Annotated in this window: 18 protein-coding genes; 4 read left to right on the top strand and 14 right to left on the bottom strand. The window is 61.5% G+C overall.

Annotated elements, in window-relative coordinates; translation table 11 throughout:
• Positions 1-52: 52 nt before the first annotated feature.
• From NMG80_RS05960 to NMG80_RS05940, 5 genes are read right to left on the bottom strand one after another with little or no spacing between them, the layout of a single operon-like run.
• On the bottom strand, positions 53-880 hold the full coding sequence (locus NMG80_RS05960; RefSeq protein ID WP_254017284.1) for an SDR family NAD(P)-dependent oxidoreductase: 828 nt from the start codon (positions 878-880) through the stop codon (positions 53-55).
• 57 nt (positions 881-937) lie between these two features.
• Positions 938-1,708: a glucose 1-dehydrogenase gene (locus NMG80_RS05955; RefSeq protein WP_254017283.1), complete on the bottom strand. Its 771-nt coding sequence runs from the start codon at positions 1,706-1,708 to the stop codon at positions 938-940.
• 4 nt (positions 1,709-1,712) lie between these two features.
• On the bottom strand, positions 1,713-2,207 hold the full coding sequence (locus NMG80_RS05950; RefSeq protein WP_254017282.1) for an acetone carboxylase subunit gamma: 495 nt from the start codon (positions 2,205-2,207) through the stop codon (positions 1,713-1,715).
• The gene (locus tag NMG80_RS05945; protein ID WP_254017281.1) at positions 2,204-4,408 is read right to left on the bottom strand and encodes a hydantoinase B/oxoprolinase family protein; all 2,205 of its coding nucleotides are present in this window, start codon (positions 4,406-4,408) and stop codon (positions 2,204-2,206) included. Before NMG80_RS05945 ends, NMG80_RS05950 begins: the two co-directional genes overlap by 4 nt.
• Positions 4,409-4,421: 13 nt before the next feature.
• Positions 4,422-6,551 (bottom strand): hydantoinase/oxoprolinase family protein, encoded by a 2,130-nt coding sequence (locus NMG80_RS05940; RefSeq protein WP_254017360.1) that lies wholly within the window; start codon positions 6,549-6,551, stop codon positions 4,422-4,424.
• 159 nt (positions 6,552-6,710) lie between these two features.
• On the opposite strand from NMG80_RS05940, the gene NMG80_RS05935 reads away from it, so the two are divergent.
• Positions 6,711-7,487 (top strand): helix-turn-helix transcriptional regulator, encoded by a 777-nt coding sequence (locus NMG80_RS05935; protein WP_254017280.1) that lies wholly within the window; start codon positions 6,711-6,713, stop codon positions 7,485-7,487.
• Positions 7,488-7,759: 272 nt separating this feature from the next.
• On the opposite strand, the gene NMG80_RS05930 is transcribed toward NMG80_RS05935, so the two are convergent.
• The 6 genes from NMG80_RS05930 to NMG80_RS05905 form a co-directional block, all read right to left on the bottom strand.
• A complete protein-coding gene (locus tag NMG80_RS05930) occupies positions 7,760-8,179 on the bottom strand; it encodes a DOPA 4,5-dioxygenase family protein (protein WP_254017279.1) in 420 nt (139 codons plus the stop codon).
• Between the two features lie 122 nt (positions 8,180-8,301).
• On the bottom strand, positions 8,302-9,858 hold the full coding sequence (locus NMG80_RS05925; protein WP_436798552.1) for a serine hydrolase: 1,557 nt from the start codon (positions 9,856-9,858) through the stop codon (positions 8,302-8,304).
• A 133-nt stretch (positions 9,859-9,991) separates the two neighbouring features.
• Entirely contained in the window at positions 9,992-10,750 is a 759-nt protein-coding gene (locus NMG80_RS05920) for an ABC transporter permease (RefSeq protein WP_254017278.1), read from the bottom strand.
• Positions 10,747-11,523: an ABC transporter ATP-binding protein gene (locus NMG80_RS05915; protein WP_436798551.1), complete on the bottom strand. Its 777-nt coding sequence runs from the start codon at positions 11,521-11,523 to the stop codon at positions 10,747-10,749. Before NMG80_RS05915 ends, NMG80_RS05920 begins: the two co-directional genes overlap by 4 nt.
• Positions 11,523-12,569: an ABC transporter substrate-binding protein gene (locus NMG80_RS05910; protein WP_254017276.1), complete on the bottom strand. Its 1,047-nt coding sequence runs from the start codon at positions 12,567-12,569 to the stop codon at positions 11,523-11,525. Before NMG80_RS05910 ends, NMG80_RS05915 begins: the two co-directional genes overlap by 1 nt.
• A 48-nt stretch (positions 12,570-12,617) precedes the next feature.
• The gene (locus NMG80_RS05905) at positions 12,618-13,517 is read right to left on the bottom strand and encodes an IS1 family transposase (protein ID WP_254017275.1); all 900 of its coding nucleotides are present in this window, start codon (positions 13,515-13,517) and stop codon (positions 12,618-12,620) included.
• 616 nt (positions 13,518-14,133) lie between these two features.
• Between NMG80_RS05905 and NMG80_RS05900 the strand changes: the two genes are divergently transcribed.
• Positions 14,134-14,565, top strand: coding sequence for a hypothetical protein (locus NMG80_RS05900; protein WP_254017274.1), 432 nt, complete (start codon positions 14,134-14,136; stop codon positions 14,563-14,565).
• A 252-nt stretch (positions 14,566-14,817) separates the two neighbouring features.
• Here the strand turns inward: NMG80_RS05900 and NMG80_RS05895 are convergent, their stop codons facing one another.
• From NMG80_RS05895 to NMG80_RS05885, 3 genes are all read right to left on the bottom strand, one after another.
• Positions 14,818-15,051, bottom strand: coding sequence for an RNA-binding protein (locus NMG80_RS05895; RefSeq protein WP_254017273.1), 234 nt, complete (start codon positions 15,049-15,051; stop codon positions 14,818-14,820).
• Between the two features lie 365 nt (positions 15,052-15,416).
• Entirely contained in the window at positions 15,417-15,854 is a 438-nt protein-coding gene (locus tag NMG80_RS05890; protein WP_370463434.1) for a VOC family protein, read from the bottom strand.
• Positions 15,855-15,856: 2 nt separating this feature from the next.
• Positions 15,857-16,588 (bottom strand): FadR/GntR family transcriptional regulator, encoded by a 732-nt coding sequence (locus tag NMG80_RS05885; RefSeq protein WP_254017272.1) that lies wholly within the window; start codon positions 16,586-16,588, stop codon positions 15,857-15,859.
• Positions 16,589-17,121: 533 nt separating this feature from the next.
• Here NMG80_RS05885 and NMG80_RS05880 point away from each other — a divergent pair.
• Complete coding sequence (locus NMG80_RS05880; RefSeq protein WP_023799117.1) at positions 17,122-17,862, top strand: ATP-binding cassette domain-containing protein; 741 nt, start codon at positions 17,122-17,124, stop codon at positions 17,860-17,862.
• Positions 17,863-17,917: 55 nt separating this feature from the next.
• Positions 17,918-18,979 (top strand): ABC transporter permease, encoded by a 1,062-nt coding sequence (locus NMG80_RS05875; protein ID WP_254017271.1) that lies wholly within the window; start codon positions 17,918-17,920, stop codon positions 18,977-18,979.
• The last annotated feature ends 39 nt before the right edge of the window (positions 18,980-19,018 follow it).

The raw sequence follows: 19,018 nt of genomic DNA, 5'->3' as shown, positions 1-19,018 counted from the left end.
TTACCTAATGCCGGCCTTCTCCTATGAAGGCCGCACCCATCCCGCGAGAGCGCTACCACAGTGCTCCGCCGGTGATCTGTATGTTTTCCATGGTGATGCCCCTGGCCATGTCCGAGCACAGGAAGACGGCCAAAGCTGCGATCTCCTGCGGCTGCAGCATGCGCTGTTGCGGGTTGCCCCGGGCGATCTCGGCCATCGCTTCCTGCGCGGTCCGTCCCCTGCCTTCGCGCTCGACGACCTGCGCCACGTTGCGGCGCATCAATTCGGTCTCGACCCACGTCGGGCTGATCATGACGCAGGTGACGCCATAGGCAGCGCCTTCCAGCGCCACGCAGCGGGTCAGGCCGAGAAGGCCAGCCTTCGAGGCGCAGTAGGCCGGATTGTCCTTCCAGCCGACGGAAGCCGCCGTCGAGCCGATGTTGACGATGCGGCCCCAGCCGCGCCCGATCATGCCAGGCAACACGGCACGCGTGACACGGAAAGCGCCGGTCAGATTGGTGTCGACGATCTTGTCCCACAGCGCGTCGGAATGACCGCAGACCGGCTGCTCTGCGGTGGTGCCGGCGGCGTTGACCAGAATGTCGATGGGGCCGATGGCCGCCTCGGCTTCCGCCGCGAAACGGTTGGTGATGTCGCTATCGCGCACGTCGAGATGGGCGGCGTGGACCTTGGTTCCCTGTGCAGCAAGAGCGGTTCGTACGCGCTCGATTTCATCCCCACCCGGATAGTAGGCGGCATCGGATGTGTCAGCGCCGGCGGGCGCGATGTAGGAGCCGACGGCGACATTGGCGCCGGCCTCGGCAAGCGCTGTCGCAATGGCAAGGCCCATGCCCGAAAACCCACCGGTTACGATCGCGCTGCGGCCGCAAAGGCTTGGCATCAGCTGTTGTCTCCAAACGGTTTGGGGCAGGCAAGCAGGCCGGACGGGGGTTCTCGATCACACAGCAAGATAACCTCCATCGACGACCATTTCGGAGCCGGTGACGAATTTCGATTCATCGGAAGCGAGGTAGAGCACCATGTAGGCGATGTCGTTGGGCTCACCGAGAAAGCCGATCGGGTGGCGGGCGAGCGCCTTGGCCTTCTCCTGATCGAGCGTGCCGAGATCGCGCAGATAGTTTTCGGTCTGCGGCGTCCAGATGTAGCCGGGGTGGATGGAGTTGCAGCGGATGCCGTAGCGCCTTTCGGCGCAGTGCACGGCGACCGCCTTGGTCAGCGTGCGCACGCCGCCCTTGGAGGCGCAATAGGCGGCGAGTTCGGCCTCACCGATGATACCGTCGATGGACGACAGATTGATGATCGAGCCGCCGCTCGATTGCTTCATCAGGGCAATGCCCTGCTGGCAGCCGAAAAAGACGCCGTCGAGATTGACGGCCATGGTGCGCCGCCATTCCGGCAGCGAAGTGTCCTCGATGTTCTTGGCAGTGGCGATGCCGGCATTGTTGACCAGTACATCGAGCCGCCCAAACCGTTTCGCCACCGCCGACATCACGGACGGCCAGTCTTCGAGGTTGGAAACGTCGTGGCTAAATGAAAGGCTTTCGCCGCCGTTCTCAGCGATCAACTCGGCGGTCTGGCGAGCGGCCGTCTCATCGATATCGGTGACGACGACCTTGGCGCCTTCGGCGGCGAGCAACAACGACGATGCCCGCCCGAGACCCATGCCGGCCCCGGTGACGAGCGCTATCTTGCCTGCGACGCGGTTCATGGCATCAACTTCCCTTGAGCGGCTTGCCCAGCCATTCGCGATAGAAGCCTTCGAGATCGGGCTCGAAATCATGCACGATCGGATAGCCCGGCGCTGCTGCCTCGACCTCGTGCAGCGTGCCGCATTGCGGGCAGATGAACTCGCGGATCTCCATCCATTGGGGATCGGGCAGATCGCTGTTTGGGTAGATCTCGCGCAGCGCCTCCTCGGTGTTGCGCACATGAATAGCGGCGTTGAGCTTCCAGTTCTTGCGGTAATCGCCGAAGGAATGGCCGCACTCACAGCGGGTTATCCGCTCGTCGCCGCTCTGGCAGATGAACAGATGGTCCGAGACCGGCAGCAGGATCGGGTCTTTCCAGGCGACGCGGTCCTGATAGACGGCGACCATCTTGAAGAAGCGGTCATCGTCCTTGTAGGCGCTCATGATGCGCCTTGTCTGCGGCCACGGCAGTTGGCCGCTAGCCAGATCGCGGATGACTTCCTTGCTGTACGAGGTCATGGCTTTGCTCCCGGCATAAAGATCGATCTGGCATCGACGTTCCAGAAATCGCTGAAATCCTTGGTGAAGCGCGACGACAGCTTGATCGCACTGGCGTACATTTTCTTCACTTCGGGCGCGAAGTCGGCCTTTTCGACCCGACCGCGCTCGGCGGCGATCCAGTCCGCCACCGGGATTGCCTTGGCCAGACGTTGCTTGCGCATGGCGGCGCGGCGTTCGACCGTGGCGTCGATATCGGCGATGGGATAACCGTCTTCATCGTCCTTCAGCACAATGCCGAAAACCTGGTCCGCCGCTTCGCGGGTGAGAAAACCATTCTCGACATCCCATGCCGTCTTGATCGGATCGCGCTCCAGCACGTCGCCGTAACCGCCGCCGCCATTGTAGGAATGGCTGAAGATGTCGCCGGACTTGTGCGGCGACGTGATGTAGGGGCCCTCGACCACGACATGGTCGCCACCGATGTTCTTCTCGTAATCCGAGACGTGCGGGTCGATGCCGGGCGAGTGCGCCAGAGGTTCACCCCTGGCGGCCAGTTCATGAATGTTGGAATTGCGCACCGCGCGATGCTTCTGGCAGGTCGGCGCCGGATAGCCGCCGCACATACCGACATTGTCGAACACCCGCGATGAGTGCTCCGACGTGTGCAACCTGAGATGCGAGGTCTTGTTGATCAGCCAGGTCGAGATGAACGAACAGCCGCCGCGATATTTACCGGCACCACCCGAGTTGGGCACGATCGAGCGGCCGATATAGACCATCGGCATCGACTGTTCCCAGACCTCGATGTTGCCCATGTCGGATTCCGGATTCCAGCCGACATAGGCGGTGTCGAGACCATCCTTGATGGCGAGCGCGCCGGAACCGGCGGCGGCGCATTCGAAATGCGCCATGCCGAACGGCGTGCCATACTGGCTTTCGCCGCCCATCTCGATCATCGGGCTGTTGACCTGGCCGACGAACGCCTCCTCGACGAAGCCCCGCGCCAGGAAGCTGCGCGACAAAAGCCGCTGGAAAACGCCGTAGGCCGGCAGCAGCAAGGCCCACGAGGTGGCGGTGGCCACCATTTCGTTGTCGGGGTTGGTCCAGGTGCCATGCGGCAGTTTCAGTTCAGTCGCCATCCAGGCACCGTCATTGACCAGGCCTTCGAAATTCATGTGCTGGGTCAGCGTCACGAACATGCCGCCATCCATGCCGGCCGGTGTGCAGTTCATCGAATGATAGCCCCAAGGCTGGGTGCCCTCGAAGTCCATGGTGATCTTGCCGTCAGTGGTGATCTCCATCTCGATCGGGATGTTGTAGAGCCAATCCGGATCGCCAAGCAGCTGGAAACCTGGCTTGCCGGCGGTGACGTGGCCATAAAAAGTGTGGCCGCGATAGATACCCGGAACGGTGAGCTGGCGGGTGCGGGCGAGCTGGGCGCGCCGGCCTTCCTCGATGAACTCCTTCGACACCTTCATCCAGTAGTCGAGGCCGATCTCGGAGATCAGCTGCTTGACGCTTTCGCGCATGTCGATGCAGGAGGCGACCTTGGCCTTTTCGTCGAGCACCCAGTAGATCGGCATGCGCAGATTGCGCTCACAGCGGATGACGTAGTCACGGCGGATCTCGTCGTTCTCGCCGATCTTCTCGGCGCAGACGAACAGGCCTTCGGTGAAGCGCTCTTGCGCGAGACAGACGTCGCCACCCGGGGTGATGCCGCCGGCTTCCAGCTCGTGGCAGACGGCACCCGCCCAGCCGACCAGCGTCCCTTCATGGAAGATCGGCACCACGTCCATGACGTCGGGCACCTGCACGGTGCCGATGAAAGCATCGTTGTTGGCAAAGATATCGCCTTCGCGGATGCGCGGATTTTCCTCGTAGTTGTTCTTGATCATCCACTTGATGAAGCGGCTCATCGTATGGACATGCACCATGATGCCGTTGGAGAGCGCGATGGCGTCGCCTTCGGGGGTGTAGATGGCGACCACCATTTCGCCGACCTCGCGCACGCCGGGCGAGGCCGAGATGCGGCGGGCCATCTCACGTGCCGAGACGCAATAGGCGCGCAGCTTGGTGTGCAGCGTCTCGAATTTCAGCGGATCCTGGTTGCGCAGCGTGAGTTCGGTGATGCCGTCGTAGCAGCCGGTCTCCTCCATCAGCCGCTCGGAATCGAGCAGTCTTTCGCGAAGGCGCAGGGCCGAGGCAGGTTTGTCCAACATGGCTTTCGCCCTCTCAAGCGTGGGTGTAGTGCAGCAGCGTCCATTCATCGACAAAGACGCGGTCCTGCGGATGAACGACGAGCGTGGTGGCGGGATGTTCGATGATGGCCGGGCCGATCACTTCGTGGCCGGGCTGCAAGAGATCCATCTCGTAGAGATTGGCCTTGTGCCAGCGCCCGCCAATATAGGCCTCGCGCCCGCCCTTGTGGGCGGCTGCCGGATTGGAGGCGCCGAGCGGACGTTTGAGCAGTACCGGCTTGACCTTGTCGGCGGTGGCGATCAGCCCGAGTTCGGTGATGGTGAAGCCGGCTTCGCCATAGCGCGACACGCGATGGTTGACCTTGGCATAGACCGCCTCGAACTCGTCGATGACTTTGCGCATGTCGTCGGCCGAATTGATCTCGGCCAGCGGCGCCATGACTTCGACATCCTCGAGCTGGCCGGTGTAGCGCATCATCAGGAAGGGCACGGTCCTGATCTTCTCGCGCGCGTGACCGTCGGCGATCATTTCGTCGACCGCGGCCTTGGTCAGGTCGTTCCAGACCGTGGTGACCTTGGCACCGAAGGCGGCAAGTGTGGCTTCATCGGCGCGTGACGGGATGTCGTGCTGCGTCGACACCGAATGACGGCGCATGAAATCGGCCGTGGTGCAGCCGAAGGCGGAGAAGGCGGCTGCGAACTGGAAGGTGATGATATCCTTGAAGCCGATGCCTCTGGAGCAGCCGGCCAGATGCAGCGGACCGGAGCCACCATAGGAGAGCAGCGTGAACTCCGACGGATGGATGCCTTGGCCCGAGATGACGCGGCGCAGCGCGTTGTTGGCGTCGGACTCCAGCATGTCGATCATGCCTTCGGCGGCTTCCTCCAGCCCGACGCCCAATATGTCGGAGCATTTCTCCTGGAAGGCGCGGCGGGCCTTTTCGACCTGCAGCACAACCTTGCCGCCCAGAAAATAGTGTGGGTTGAGGCGACCGAGGATGGCGTCGCAGTCGGCGATGGTGGGCTCGGTGCCGCCGCGATCGAAGCAGATCGGGCCAGGGTCGGAGCCGGCGCTTTCCGGCCCGAGGCTGACCTTCTTGGTCAACGGATCGAGCTTGAGGATCATGCCGGCGCCGGCGCCGATGGTGTCGAGATGCAGCGTCGGCACGTTGAGCTTGAAACGGTCCATCAACGGCTCGTTCTCGATCCGCGTCTGGCCGCGCGTGATGACGCCCATGTCGAAGGAGGTGCCGCCCATATCCGAACAGATCAGCGAGTCGTTGCCGATCAGCTTGCCGACATAGGCAGCACCGAGGATGCCGCCGATCGGGCCGGAGATCATGGTTTCATGCAGGCGCGGGTGGTTGATCGAGGTCAGGCCACCGAAGGAGAGCAGCGTCTGGACCCCATATTTGAAGCCGTATTTCTTCGAGACGTCCTCGATCCCCTTGAGCTGCTTGCGGCCGCGCGAGGTCGCGTAGGCCTCGATCAGCACCGAATTCAGCCGCGACTGTTCGCGAATGACCGGGCGGACCTCGTGGCTGGTGTAGACGATGATGTCGGCGCCGGCCTTCTCGACCTCCTCGCGGCAGATCTCGGCGATGCGCTTCTCGTGCACCGGATTGACGTGCGAGAAGATGGTCATGATGCAGATCGCTTCGACCTTGTCGGCGATCAGCCTCTTGGCGGCGGCCGAAACCTCATGCTCGTAGAGCGGTAGCACGATGTCGCCAAACTGATCGATGCGCTCGGTGACACCGTGGGTGCGGCGGCGCGGCACCAGCGGATCGGGATGATGATGGGTGACCGCGTGCAGCCGGTCGGCATAGGAATAGTCGGCCCAGGCCTGCAGGCCGCGGCCCATCAGGATCATATCCTCGAGGCCCTTGGTGGTGATCAGCCCGAGCCGGCGGCCGGTGCGCGACAACAGCGTGTTGAGCATGCCGGTGCCGGAATAGAGCACGACATTGACGCCGGAAAACAGCGATTCCAGCGATATGCCCCAGGCGTCTGCCGCGTCCTCGGCCGAGGCCAGAAAACCCTCGGCTTCGTTCTTCGGAGTGGTTGCCGACTTGCCGATCTTGAAGTGGCCGTCCTGATCGACAAGGATCGTGTCGGTCATGGTGCCGCCGGCGTCTATACCGATGACGATCGGATTGCCAATGATTGGCGGGTTACCAACAATGGGGCCGGTGAAGTTGGGTTGGGTCACGGTCGCCTCGGGATTTGGTCTAAGTTGACGCTAGGCTAGATTCGACGGGCGGCATCGCGCCATATGCCTAAAGACACAATGACGGCTGGCCGACATAACCGAGAAAAGGGCATGCGCATGGGCAATATCTGGGCGCCGCTCGCAAAAGCGATCGCCGCCACCGGCACGGACAGCCATGTCGACTGCCTGATCGACCTGATCGGGGCGGACATCGACCACGACCTCGTCACCGTGACGCGCTATTCGGCGACCCGGACGCCGGAATTCGTCAAGCACCGGCGCTTCTCGGACGAGATGGTCCAGCGCTACCTCGCCAGCTATTATGTCTTCGATCCGTTCTATGCCTCGTGGCGGCGCGAGCGAAGGCTGGGCATCATGCCGCTGAAGCGGCTTGCCGACGACGAGGCCAAGCGCGGCCAATACATAGCCGGCTTCCTGGCGCAGTCGGAAATCTGCGACGAGGTCGGCATCATGCTGGCGGATGGCGGCGACTGGTGCCTCGGTATCTTCCTCGACCGCTCGACGATGTCGTTCAAGGACAGCGAGATCGCCTTGCTGGATGAGCGGCTACCGGTGTTCGAGGCGTTGCACGCACTCGACATCAAGGCGCACGCGGCCGAGTTCTCCCGCACGTCGGCGCCGACAGGTCCCGGCGCCTCGCCTCGGCAGGAGCCGACCATCCCGGCGAGCCTGTGGCCAGAGCTGTCTCTCCGCGAGCGGGAACTTGTCCAGCTGATCCTGGCCGGTCACCCGACGGCGAACATCGCCGAGCGTCTCGGCATTACCGTCGGCACCGTCAAGAACCATCGCCGGCGCATCTACGAAAAGCTCGACATCACCACGGAGCGGGAACTGTTTTTGCAGTTCTTCCAGCATCGGGTCCAGTAAAGTTAGCCAATGGCAATCACGAGAGACGAGTCACCAAACTTAGTGTCTCAGAACTTTCAGAGCCGAGTGTCGATACGGCTGATTTTTCAACACAATCGGTCAACCGCGGACCGAAGTCCGCATATCTTCAACGTCCGCTTTGAGGAAAGTAGAAACTACACCCGAGCGGCCGACTTGCGGCGCAAAGCGGCCGGTCATGCCCGTCTAAACTGCACTGCACGCACACGCGATTTCCGACGCCGAGCCTCACATGCCGAACGGCGCCCTCGCCCCTACACCCCCAGCGTCGGCTCCGTATTCACCTCCAGCGCCTCTTCCGCCTCATCATCCTCGCCAAGCACCTCGCCGTGCACCGCCAGCGCTCGCCCGATCCAGATCGGGTCAACCAGATGGTCGCGCTTGGGGTTGGTGGTGTTCGGGTGGACGAGGATACTCAGTCCGCCATGGTTCAGCATCAGCCATGGAACGAGGGTGGCGAAAATCTCGCTCGCGAACGAGACCTGGTACATGGCTTGCGCGTGCGGGCCGACCGGCTGTTCGCGCCAGTTGCCCAGGCGCACGCGGAAACGTTCGCCGATGCGCAGGCGCAGCCATTCGGCATGCTGCCGCTCGGCCTGCCCGTCATAGTAGATATGCGCGTGATAGCTGGCAATTTCCGAAACCGGCCTTGGACTGGCGGCGTCTTCGTTCACCTCAGTGCTCTCCTTCGATGATTATGGCGTCCGGCAGACCCGAAGCATGGAAGGTCGAGCTTGTCGAGGCAGCGTTGATGCCGCGTCTTGCAGGGGGATGATTGGACAAGCGTGGTTTGACCCTAGTCACCCACGCGCGCCAGCGTGCCCAGATGATTGCCGTCGAGAAATTCTATCGTCATAGCCGACGCCTTGCCGTCGGGACCGATGACGAAGCTTACGCCAGACGGCACGTCCGGCGTCTCGGCGTCCGGGAAGGTAAGGAACAGGTCGCCGTCGAAATGCTTCAATGAATAGGACCGGGCGCCGGCCGGCCCGACCTTAAGCACAAGAGCGTCCCCCGCGCTCGACACGACCGCATCTCCGATGAAGTCGTTGGAGTAACGGCCTGCATAGGCACTGTTCAGCCCGGCCGGCCTTGCCGGAGACGGCGGCGCGGCATAGGTGGCCTTGGCCGCCGCGATTGCCGGGCCGAACAGGCCCGCATAGGTGTCGTCCCATGCCTTGATCCCGTCCTTCTCGACCGTTCCGTCAAAGGCGAGATCAGCGAAGCTCTCGGACAACCCTTCCGGCACGCCTGTCGAAAAGGCGTTAGCGACGATGACGATGCCAAGCTTCTCCTCCGGAAAAAGTGTCACCAGGGTGCGGGCGCCGACGCTGAACGCGCCGGCATGACCCCAGCTTAGACCGTGCCGGCCGAATTCGATGTTCCAGCCGAGGCCGTAGAAGGACTCGCCGCCGGAGACGGGGTTCTTGCCGCGCGCCATCAGCGGAACATGCGTCTGGTCCAGCGCGTCGGCTTTAATGAGTGTCTCGCCGGCAAAAACCCCATTGCCGAGCACGAGGCGCACCCATTGCGAGAGATCGCGTGCCGTGGAGCTGACGCCGCCTGCGGGCGCCTGCGCATCCGGGTTGCGCTTTACCTTCGCGGCCCAGACGCCGTCGACCTTGACGTGGAGCGCGGCGCGATTGGCGTGCTTGATGAAATCCGAATAACGCGAACCGGTCGAGGTCATTCCAAGCGGTCGGTAGAGCTTCTCCTCGGCGATCTCCTCCCAGGGCTTGCCGGTCGGCTTCGCGGCTGCGGTCGCACCCTCGGTCAGTCCGAAATTGCTGTAGGAATAGCCGGCGCGAAAGCTCGACAATGGCGGCACGAAGCGCAGCCGATGCAGGATCTCGGCGCGGTCATAGCCGATGCTCTCAAGATCGTCACCGGCAGTGCCGGGAAGTCCGCTGCGGTGCGAAAACAGGTCGCGGACCGTGAGTTCACTGGTCGGATAGGGCTCGGACAGCCGGAAAGCCGGATCGAGATCGACAATTTTCGCATCCCAGGAAACGATGCCCTCGCTGACCAGCGCCGCCACTATCGTTGCGGAGACCGGCTTGGAGAGGGAAGCTATCTGGAACACCGTATCGGCGTCGACGGCCTCCGGCTTACCGGCCTCGCGATGCCCGAAACCCTTGAGGAAGACCACCTTGTCCTCATAAACGACGCCGATGGCGAGACCAGGCACCCCGCCATCCGCGACGACGCCTTCGGCGAGCAGTTCGAGCTTCGACAAGGCGGCAGTGATCCGCTCGGGCGTAAGGCTGTCGGCCGACGCCGCCTGCGGCGAAAGCACCATGACAGCGATGAACGCCCGCATCCCCCAACGGCGGAAATTCCGACCCAGGCCCACGCTTGAGCTCCCCCCTGTCCCCTGTAAGCACTGGTCATAGTACAGGCCGACACAGGAAAGGCCAATCCTCGCCTGCGCGTTGAAGCGAAGTCTGCTGTGCGACGCCAAGCGGCCACCCCTGGGAGCCAACCGGTCAACGGTATCGAACCGACCACCGCTCGGCAGCGACGACGGTCATGAAGAACCCGATCGACAACAGCGATGAGAGCACGATGGCGGCGTAGAGCCGGTCGGACTGGTAGTTGAAGGTCGCCTGGATGATCAGCGCGCCGAGGCCTTTGTCGGAGCCGATCCATTCGCCGACGATCGCGCCGATCACCGCGGTCGCCGAGGCGATCCGCAGCGACGCGAAAAGCATTGGCAGCGCGCGAGGCAGGCGCAGGCGCCAGAATATTTCCCAGCGCGTCGCCGACAGCACGCGGAACAGCTCGTGCTCGCTGGGGCTCGCCGATTCCAGACCCCGGATCATGTTGATGAGCGTCGGGAAGAAACAGATCACCGCCGCGATCACGATCTTGGGCAGCATGCCGAGGCCGAAGATGAGGATGACGACCGGGGCCAGCGCCAGCACCGGGATCGTATTGAAGAACAGCACGACCGGAAAATAGGCCGCCTGCAGTGTACGGCTGTGCACGAAGACCACCGCCAGCAGCACTGCGGCGAGGTTCCCGAGCACGAAGCCGGAAAACGCCTCGATGGCCGTCGGCCAGAGGTTCGACAGGAGAAGCGATCCGTTCCGGGAAAAGACGCCCGCTATCGCGGTCGGCGTTGGAACGATGTATGCCGGCACGCCGGCGAGCGGCAGCAGGAATTGCCATGCGAGAATAAGCGAGCCGGCGCCGAGGATCGGCAGCGCAGTCTGTGCGAACGGCGAAAGCGCGCCCTGGTTCACGACGCCGCTCCAAGGGCGGAGCGCATCCTGGCCATTGCCGCGACGATCGCCGGATCCTCGCGCGAGCAGCTGTTGTCCGGCCCCTTCAGCGGACGAAGATCGTGGTCGGCGACGATCCGTCCGGGATGGGCGGCAAGCACGATCACGCGCTGCCCGAGATAGACGGCTTCGGCAATGGAATGCGTGACGAACAGCACGGTCGTTCCGGTCCGCCGCCAAAGGTTCAGCAGTTCGTCGTTGAGGCGATCGCGGGTGATCTCGTCAAGCGCCCCAAACGGTTCGTCCATCAGCAGCAGACGTGGCTCGCCAAGCAGCGCCCGGGCGATCGCCAGCCTTTGGCGCTGTCCACCGGAAAGCTGATGCGGCAGGCGCTCACTGAGCGCCGACAGCCCGACGAGCTCGAGCAGCTCGTCGGCCCGGTCGTCTATCATGCGCGACAGGCTGCGGCGGCCGACCTGGATCGGCAGCCGCACATTCTCGCGCGCCGTGCGCCACGGCAGCAAGGTCGAGTCCTGGAAGACAAAACCCACGCCGCGGCCGGAGCGCACCGCCGAGGGCGTTTCGCCCATCACGCGTATCGTGCCCGCAAGTGGCGCCAGCAGGTCGGCCACAACCCGCAGAAACGTCGACTTTCCGCAGCCCGAAGGCCCGAGGATCGACAGGAACGTTCCGGCCTCGACTGTCAGGTGGAGACCGGAGATCACCGTCACGGCCGAGCGCCGGCCGGGATAGCCGACGTCGAGCCCGGAGGTTTCGATAGCCGGCGCGGCCATCAAGAGGCGGGCGCGCCGAGCTTCGGCCGTTCAGCCGCACTGAGTTCGAGAACCTCAGTCGTATAGGCGTCCTCGGCCTTCGGCCTGCCGTTCGGATACTGGCCAATCTGGTCAAGCAGCGCGATCTGGCTCTCAATCGAGGCAGGATCGAAGGTGCCCCATCCATCCTTTTTCGTGTTGTCGTCGAACGACAGTTTCAGCACCAGGGGGATCGTCTTCTTTTCCCAGCCCGCGTCGATCTCGGGATAGGCCGCGACAAGCTTGTCGACCGCCTGCTCGGGATTGGCGTGGACCCAGCCCCACCCCTTGGCGACCGCGCCGATGAATTTTGCCAAGGTCTCGGAATCGGATTCGATGGCGCTGTCGGTCGCGAAATAGACATTGGCGTAGGACGCCAGGCCGAGCTCCGACAGCAGCAGATCGATCCGATCATCACCGACGACGCTGAGCGCCTGCGTGTTGGTGATCCAGCCGCCGATCGCATCGACGTCGCCACGAACGAGCGGCGCCTTATCGAACCCGACATTGACGATGGTGACCTCGGAAGGGTCGATCTTGTTCTTGGCGAGCATCGCGTCGATGGCGAAGCGCGCGGTCGGCTGCGTGCCGATCCGCATCCCCTTCAGGTCCGCCACCGACCGGATCGGCTTCGCCGGTTTCGACGTCAGCGCATAGGGTCCGGTGCGATAGCCGCAGGCGATGATCTTTATCGGAACGCCGCTCGCCCGCGCGGCATAGAGCTGAGGCGATTCGGAGAATTGGCCGAGTTGGGCGGCGCCGGACACCACCGGCGGCACGGTGGCGGCGTTCGGTCCGCCGGGGCTGAACTCGACTTCGAGCCCGGCTTCGCCAAAATAGCCATTGGCGACGGCTGCGACGTCGCCGATCTGGCCGTTTGACATCAGCCAGTCATACTGGACGACGAGCTTGGCGGCTGCCGAGGCGCTGGCGCCAAACAGCTGAAGTCCCGGCCCAAAAGCCGCCAGGCCGGCGGCGCCAGCCTTCAGGATCGATCTGCGATTCCACTGCGATGCGTTCCCACTCATCTTCTTGCTCCTTTGTTGGACTGTTTGCATGCGGCGCGGGGTAGTGTCTCAGTTTGAAATTTCGGCGACTGACTTTTTGTAAGGACCGCGCTTGCCGGGCTTCGGCGCAACGGCGTCCATCTTCTCGCAAAGATCGTCCATCGACCAAAGCGTCTGCGACACGCCAGCGGCCATTGCCGGCGTCATTTTCAGCGTCTTGTGCATTTTGATGAAGTTGTACCAAACCGTGTAGATCGCGACCATGTGGACGTGGTTTTCAAACTTCTTTGAGAACGCATTGGTAAGGCGCGTGAAGCGGCGGTTTGCCATGCGCATCGTCAGATTGGCGCGTTCGATATGCGATGTGCTGACATGCACCGGGTCTGGATTGCCTTCGATCCGCGTCTTGGTCGCGCCAGTGCATACGGCGGGGCTATAGCGGCGCTCTGGCGAGGCCTTCTTGCCTTCCGGTTCGCCGTACTGCTTGATCAGCATCGCATAGTCGATGTCCGCTCCAAAGGCCTCCTCGACCGCGTTCAGATAGGCACGATGGCCGTCCGTCGTGAGCTGGACGCGATTCGCAAGACGGTCCTTCACGTCGTCCATGAATGCCAGCGCATATTCGCCGTCACGGCCGCCGACCAGCCACGAGATTATAAGCTTGCTGTCGCTGTCGAGAGCGGTCCAAGTCCACACGTCGCCAGCGCCGTCAACCGGCTGCTTCATGGCCGAAACGTTCTTCGCCTTCGCGCCGACAAATGACCAGATTTCGTCACACTGCACGCGCTTGGCCTTCACGTTGCGGACTTCGCGGTCGTGCAGATCGGCGCAGAACTTGCCGGCATCGACCAGCAGCTTCGAAACGGTATTGATCGAAACGTCGGCAACGCGAGAGATCGACCGCATAGACGATCCCTCGCAAAGCATGGTGAGGATTTGGACGCGGGTTTTCAGGGGCAGCTTGTTCATGCCCATAATATCTGAACTTTTATGCTTAGCGTCAAGCAAATAATTTGGGTTGTGTGCGACTCGCCTCCGTGTCAGCCTGACGTTCAATTTTAAGAACCTGTATTGATTTTAATGTCAATAGACCCCATACTAGCGCAGTGTCTTGGTGACGGCCGCCTTATGGAGGTCCGCTCGATCATATCGGGGCATCGGCTAAGGGTCGTGTATGCGCCGCCTGATGTCCTGAAGGAATTGGACCCGGATACCGCATATAGCGTTGATGAGGAAAATGCTGGCCAACTGCGTGCTTGGATTGATGGCTTCACAAAAGGCAGAAGGGTTACGGTGGGAAGCGACAACAATCGACAAGTCGATATCAAGATCCTTAACCCTCTCGATGACGAAGTTTGGGAACTCAGAAAGAGAGATAGACCGAGCACGAGAATATTTGGCCGCTTCGCCATGAAGGATGTGTTCATTGCAACAAACATACGTACATCAAGCGACCTTTTCAGCCTCCAGTGGGTGACAGATGGATATATTAGATGGCCCGTGTGGCGTGAAGAGATAAGGCGATGCAAGGCGGTCTGGCGATCTTTGTTTGTAACATATGGCCCAGTATCAGGAGGTAATTTGGATGACTATCTCACTAACGCGGTTGATGAGCGCAATCAAAGAGCCTAAAATTGCAAAATACTGGGTAGGTTACTTTAGGGAAAATTTTCGTGGTGAGATCAATGATCAGCTACTTGAAGCCTTTCAGGAAAGTGACATCACCAAAGCCGATATTGCAAGAAAGCTCGACAAGCGGCCAGAGCAGATAACGCGGTGGCTCTCTGCCCCCTGTAATCTGGAGTCAGACACAATCTCTGACATCGCATTGTCCCTTGGGTATGTGCCCAAGATAAGGTTCGAGAAGATCGGGGCTGAGCAATCCAACAATCGAACGCATGATTTTTTGGCTAAATATGAGGCGACTACTAGTCGCAGCGAAATAAGCGCGCCGATGCAAAAAACCTCAACACACGTTAAGGAGATGACCGTTGCCTACCAGGGCGCCAGATTTTAAATTCATACCCGCGAGCTCAATCGGTATCCGGTTCAGCGACAATGACTCAATCATAACATTCGGGGTGGAGGATGAGAGCAGCGACAGCAAAATTTACGAGCAAGTATCTATTGTGATGTCTCACAAGACGCTGAAATTGCTTGGCCAAGTGATACAACAAACGATTGATCACTATGAACAAGTGTCTGGGACCACTATTTTCTTTGATCCCACCAAGCTCGAAGCACTGAAGCAAGCTCAACAAAGCAGTACCTAGCGATTAGCCCATCGTTTCTCTGCCGCCTTCTTGGCGATTTCGGCGCGCCGCTCTGGCGTCATGTTCTCGGCGCGCTTCTTTCCGCCTTTCGCGCCAAGTGCTTTCGCGGCAGGGTCTTTGCCGTCGTCAATCACGTCGTCGGCTTCCTCGCCGGTCGCAATGCGCATAACGCGGACGGCATTGCCGATCACGTCGGCGGGGCGCTTCTGGCCTTTTGGTCCGGTTGGCATGATCAATACCGCTTCTTGATTGTGAAGGTGCGGCCTGACCCTTCCACGATCACGCCGTACGGCGGGGAATGGGTCTGATCCTGTTCGCAGGTCGCGTAACCCTCATTGGTCGCATATTCCATTTGAGGGACGTTCAGCGATACTAAACGCCTAGCCTCCTCCGGACTATCGGCTTGAAGCCAGAACCCCATATCCGGTTGCCTATTCACAGGAACGACTAGGAAATGCACGCTGGCCTCCATATGCTTTCCGCTAAGCATATAGGCGCTTTCGCCTTGTCGATCAAACGAGATAGGCGTTTCGGCATATTTCAAACTGAGACACTACCCGGCGCGGCCCTTTCTTGCGAGGCCGTCGCGATCCAATCATACTTGCGTGTCGTGATAGTCGCCCGGTCCCGCGCCGGTCCAGGCGTAGAGTTCCCACAGCGTCCCGTCCGGATCGTGGAAGTAGGCGCAGCGCGCGTTCCAGACATAGTCGCCGGGCGGCCCGACGAACGGCACGCCCTTGTCCGACAGTTCGGCGTAAAGCCGGTCGACCTCGCCGGCGCTTTCGAGTTCCATGGCGACACATGCCTTGTGCGCCTGCTTCGGTGAGCGGACATTCGAGACGCCGCAGTGGCGATTGATGTGATCCAGTTCCCATGCGGCGAGCGTCACGCGCTCGGAATGAAAATCGACAAAGCCCTCGGCGCGGCGTCTGATCCGGTAGCCGAGCTTCTGCGTGTAGAAGTCGATGGTGCGGTCGATATCCTCGACAAGAAGGCAGATATCGGTGATTGCCTTGGTCTGGCCGAGCGACATGGTCATTTGCCCCGATTGAGCTTCGCGGTGAGTTCGACGCCGACGCGCGCTGCGGCGCCCTCGATGTGCCGGCGCATCGCCTCGCCGGCAGCCTGCGGATCATGCGCGGCGAGCTCGTCGTAAATCCGCACGTGCTCGGCGACGTTGACCTCGACCAGGTCGTGGAGCGGGTTGGTCAGGCGGGCATAGTGGATCGACTGGCGGATCTGCTCGCAGACGAACGAAATGAAGGTGTAGATGTAACTATTGCCGGTGGCCCGGGCGATCGCCCGATGGAAAAGCAGATCGGCCTCGATGCTGCCATCCTCCCAGCGCTCCTCACCACCCATGCGGTCCAGCGCAGCATTGATGGCGTCAAGGTCGTCGGATGCGCAGCGCGCTGCGGCGAGCGTGGCGGATTCGGTCTCCAGTATGCTGCGCAGCTCGAACAGCTGCTCCATGTTGCGCTGGTCTTTTAGCGCTTCACGGTCGATCCGGATGGCTGTCCGCTGTTCCGGCGCCATGACGAATGCGCCTATGCCCTGCCGCGCCTCGATCATGCCATCGGCGCGAAGCTGGGCAATCGCTTCCCTGACAACATTGCGGCTGACGCCGAACTTGTCGGCGAGCTGGCTTTCGGTGGGAAGCCGGGCTCCCGGGATGATGTCGCCGCCCTCGATCTCGCGGCTCAGATGCGACGCGACGCGATGTGGAAGCGCCTCCACGCTGCCGATGATGGACGAACGCTGCTTCATGCGGCTTTCCCCTACAAATCGCCCGGATCAGGCATGAGACATGTCGGATTGAACAGGCCTGCCGGATCGAAGGCTGCCTTGATCGATCGCCGTATGAATCTGCCGCTCGCGCTGCATGGGGTCCGATCATACGGTCATCCTACAACTGCGCAAGTTCCTTTCGTCCTGGTGGGCCATCATCGCTTCGGCGCCGAAATCCGCCTACCCCGCCGGAGCCGGTGTTTAATGTGGCCGCTTGGAACATGTTCTTCATCGGCCTGGACCCGATTCCAGATCCTTCGCCTCCTCAAAAGCCGGTCGGTCAAGAAGACGTCTCTGCTGTTGACCTTGAATAGAACCGAGCCTCGTCCCCAATCGAAGCCGGCGCAGTGGCGATCTGCTCCGGTCCACCTGCCCCCTCTAACAATGGATACCCGTCTTCTTCGAATAAGGGGGCTCCTTCGAATAAGGATTGTGTCGAATACATTTCGCTGATTAGCTGTCTTGTATAAGTCCGGGACAAGATTGGCAAATGTTGTCCGGGGAGGACCGCGATGCCGGTGCTTGAGGTTCGCCACGTTTCCAAGAATTTCGGGGCCATTCAGGCCCTGAGCGACGTCAGCTTCCAGGTGGAGCGAGGCGAGGTTGTGGGTCTGATGGGGGACAACGGCGCCGGCAAGTCCACCGTGGTCAAGACCGTGGCTGGCAACTTCCCGCCAAGCGACGGCGAAATTGTCGTGGACGGCGAGGTTTGCCATTTCCACAAACCCGTCCAGGCCCGCGCCAAGGGGATCGAAGTCGTTTATCAGGACCTGGCGCTCGCCGATAATCTGACGGCCGCGCAGAACGTCTTCCTCGGCCGCGAGATCAAGAAAGGTTTCTGGCCGATCAGGGTGCTTGACAAGCAGGCGATGATCGACCGCTCGGCAGCGCTGTTCAGGGAACTCAAATCGGAAACCAGGCCGCGCGACCTGGTCAAGAAGATGTCCGGTGGGCAGCGCCAGGCGGTAGCCATTGCGCGAACCCGACTTTCAAACGCCAAGCTGGTGTTGATGGACGAGCCGACCGCCGCCATCTCGGTGCGCCAGGTGGCCGAAGTGCTCGAATTGATCCGGCGCCTCAAGGCGCAAGGCGTCGGCGTCATGCTGATCAGCCACCGCATGCCTGACGTTTTTGCCGTCGCGGATCGCATCATCGTGCTCAGGCGGGGTTCGAAGGTTGCCGACAAGGACACCGGCAACACATCGCCCGAGGAAATAACAGGACTGATAACGGGGGCCATCCGTGGCGAATAGTGTTCAGGAGTCGATTGGCGCTCAGGAGTCAGCCGAGAGAGCCGGCCAGCCGGCCATGTCGGACTTCGTCCCGACCAAGGAACAGACAGCTTTCCAACGCGTGATTTCAAGTCAGCCGTTCTGGGTGACGATCGCGCTGATCGCGCTGGTCATCTTGATGACGGCGATGGAGCCGAGCTTCGGCACCTCCGAAAACGTCGCCAATGTGACGCGCAATTTCGCGCCTTTTGGCATCATGGCGCTCGGCATGACGGTCGTCATCATCACCGGTGGCATCGATCTGTCGGTCGGCTCGATCATGGGCCTCGTGGTCATCGTCGCCGGCCTGTTCCTCACCTGGCATTATCCCTGGTACATCGCCTTCGCCATGGGCCTCTTTTCCGGCCTGGCCTGCGGCGCGGTCAACGGATTTTTTGTCGCCTATGTCGGAATGCCGTCCTTTGTGGTCACCCTCGGCATGCTGTCCGTCGCCCGCTCGCTGGCAGTGGTATTCTCGGCCAACCAGATGCTTTACCAGTTCGGGCCCGATGCTCCGATCGTGAAGGCGATCGGCCAGGCGAAATGGCCGCGGCATGGACCCGAGGACTGGGCGCCGCACTGGATACCAGAACTGTCGTCGCAATTCTGGACCATGGTGGTCCTGGCGCTGATTGTCGGCTTCGTGTTCAATTTCACTGCCTGGGCCCGGCATCTATTCGCCATCGGCGGCAATGAGGAGGCGGCGCGGCTCACCGGCGTTCCGGTCGACTGGATTAAATTCCAGGCCTACGTTTTCTCGGCCTTCACCGCCTCGATCGCCTCGCTCCTGCTGCTCGGATACAACGGCTCGGCCATCAATGCCATGGGCCAAGGCTATGAGCTGCGCGTCATTGCGGCGACAGTCATTGGCGGCGCCAGCCTCATGGGCGGCGCCGGCACGGCCTTCGGTGCGGTCATCGGTTCGGCGTTCCTCGAAGTGATCAGGAATGCGCTGCTGATGGCCGGCATCGATTCAAACTGGCAGGGTGCCTTCGTCGGCGCCTTCATCGTTCTTGCGGTTCTTTTGGGCATGCAAACCGGCGGCAAGTCGATCCTCGCCGCGTCGCTGGCAGTCCTGATGCCCAAAAAGCACCGCTAGAAACCCGCCGGCGGGAGGCCCTGCGGGACATCACAGCAA

This window comes from Mesorhizobium escarrei (genome assembly GCF_935825525.1).
In the GTDB taxonomy this organism is placed as follows: Bacteria; Pseudomonadota; Alphaproteobacteria; order Rhizobiales; family Rhizobiaceae; genus Mesorhizobium; species Mesorhizobium escarrei.
The sequence above is the reverse complement of the archived record's forward strand: the minus strand, read 5'-3'. Positions and strand labels throughout refer to the sequence as shown.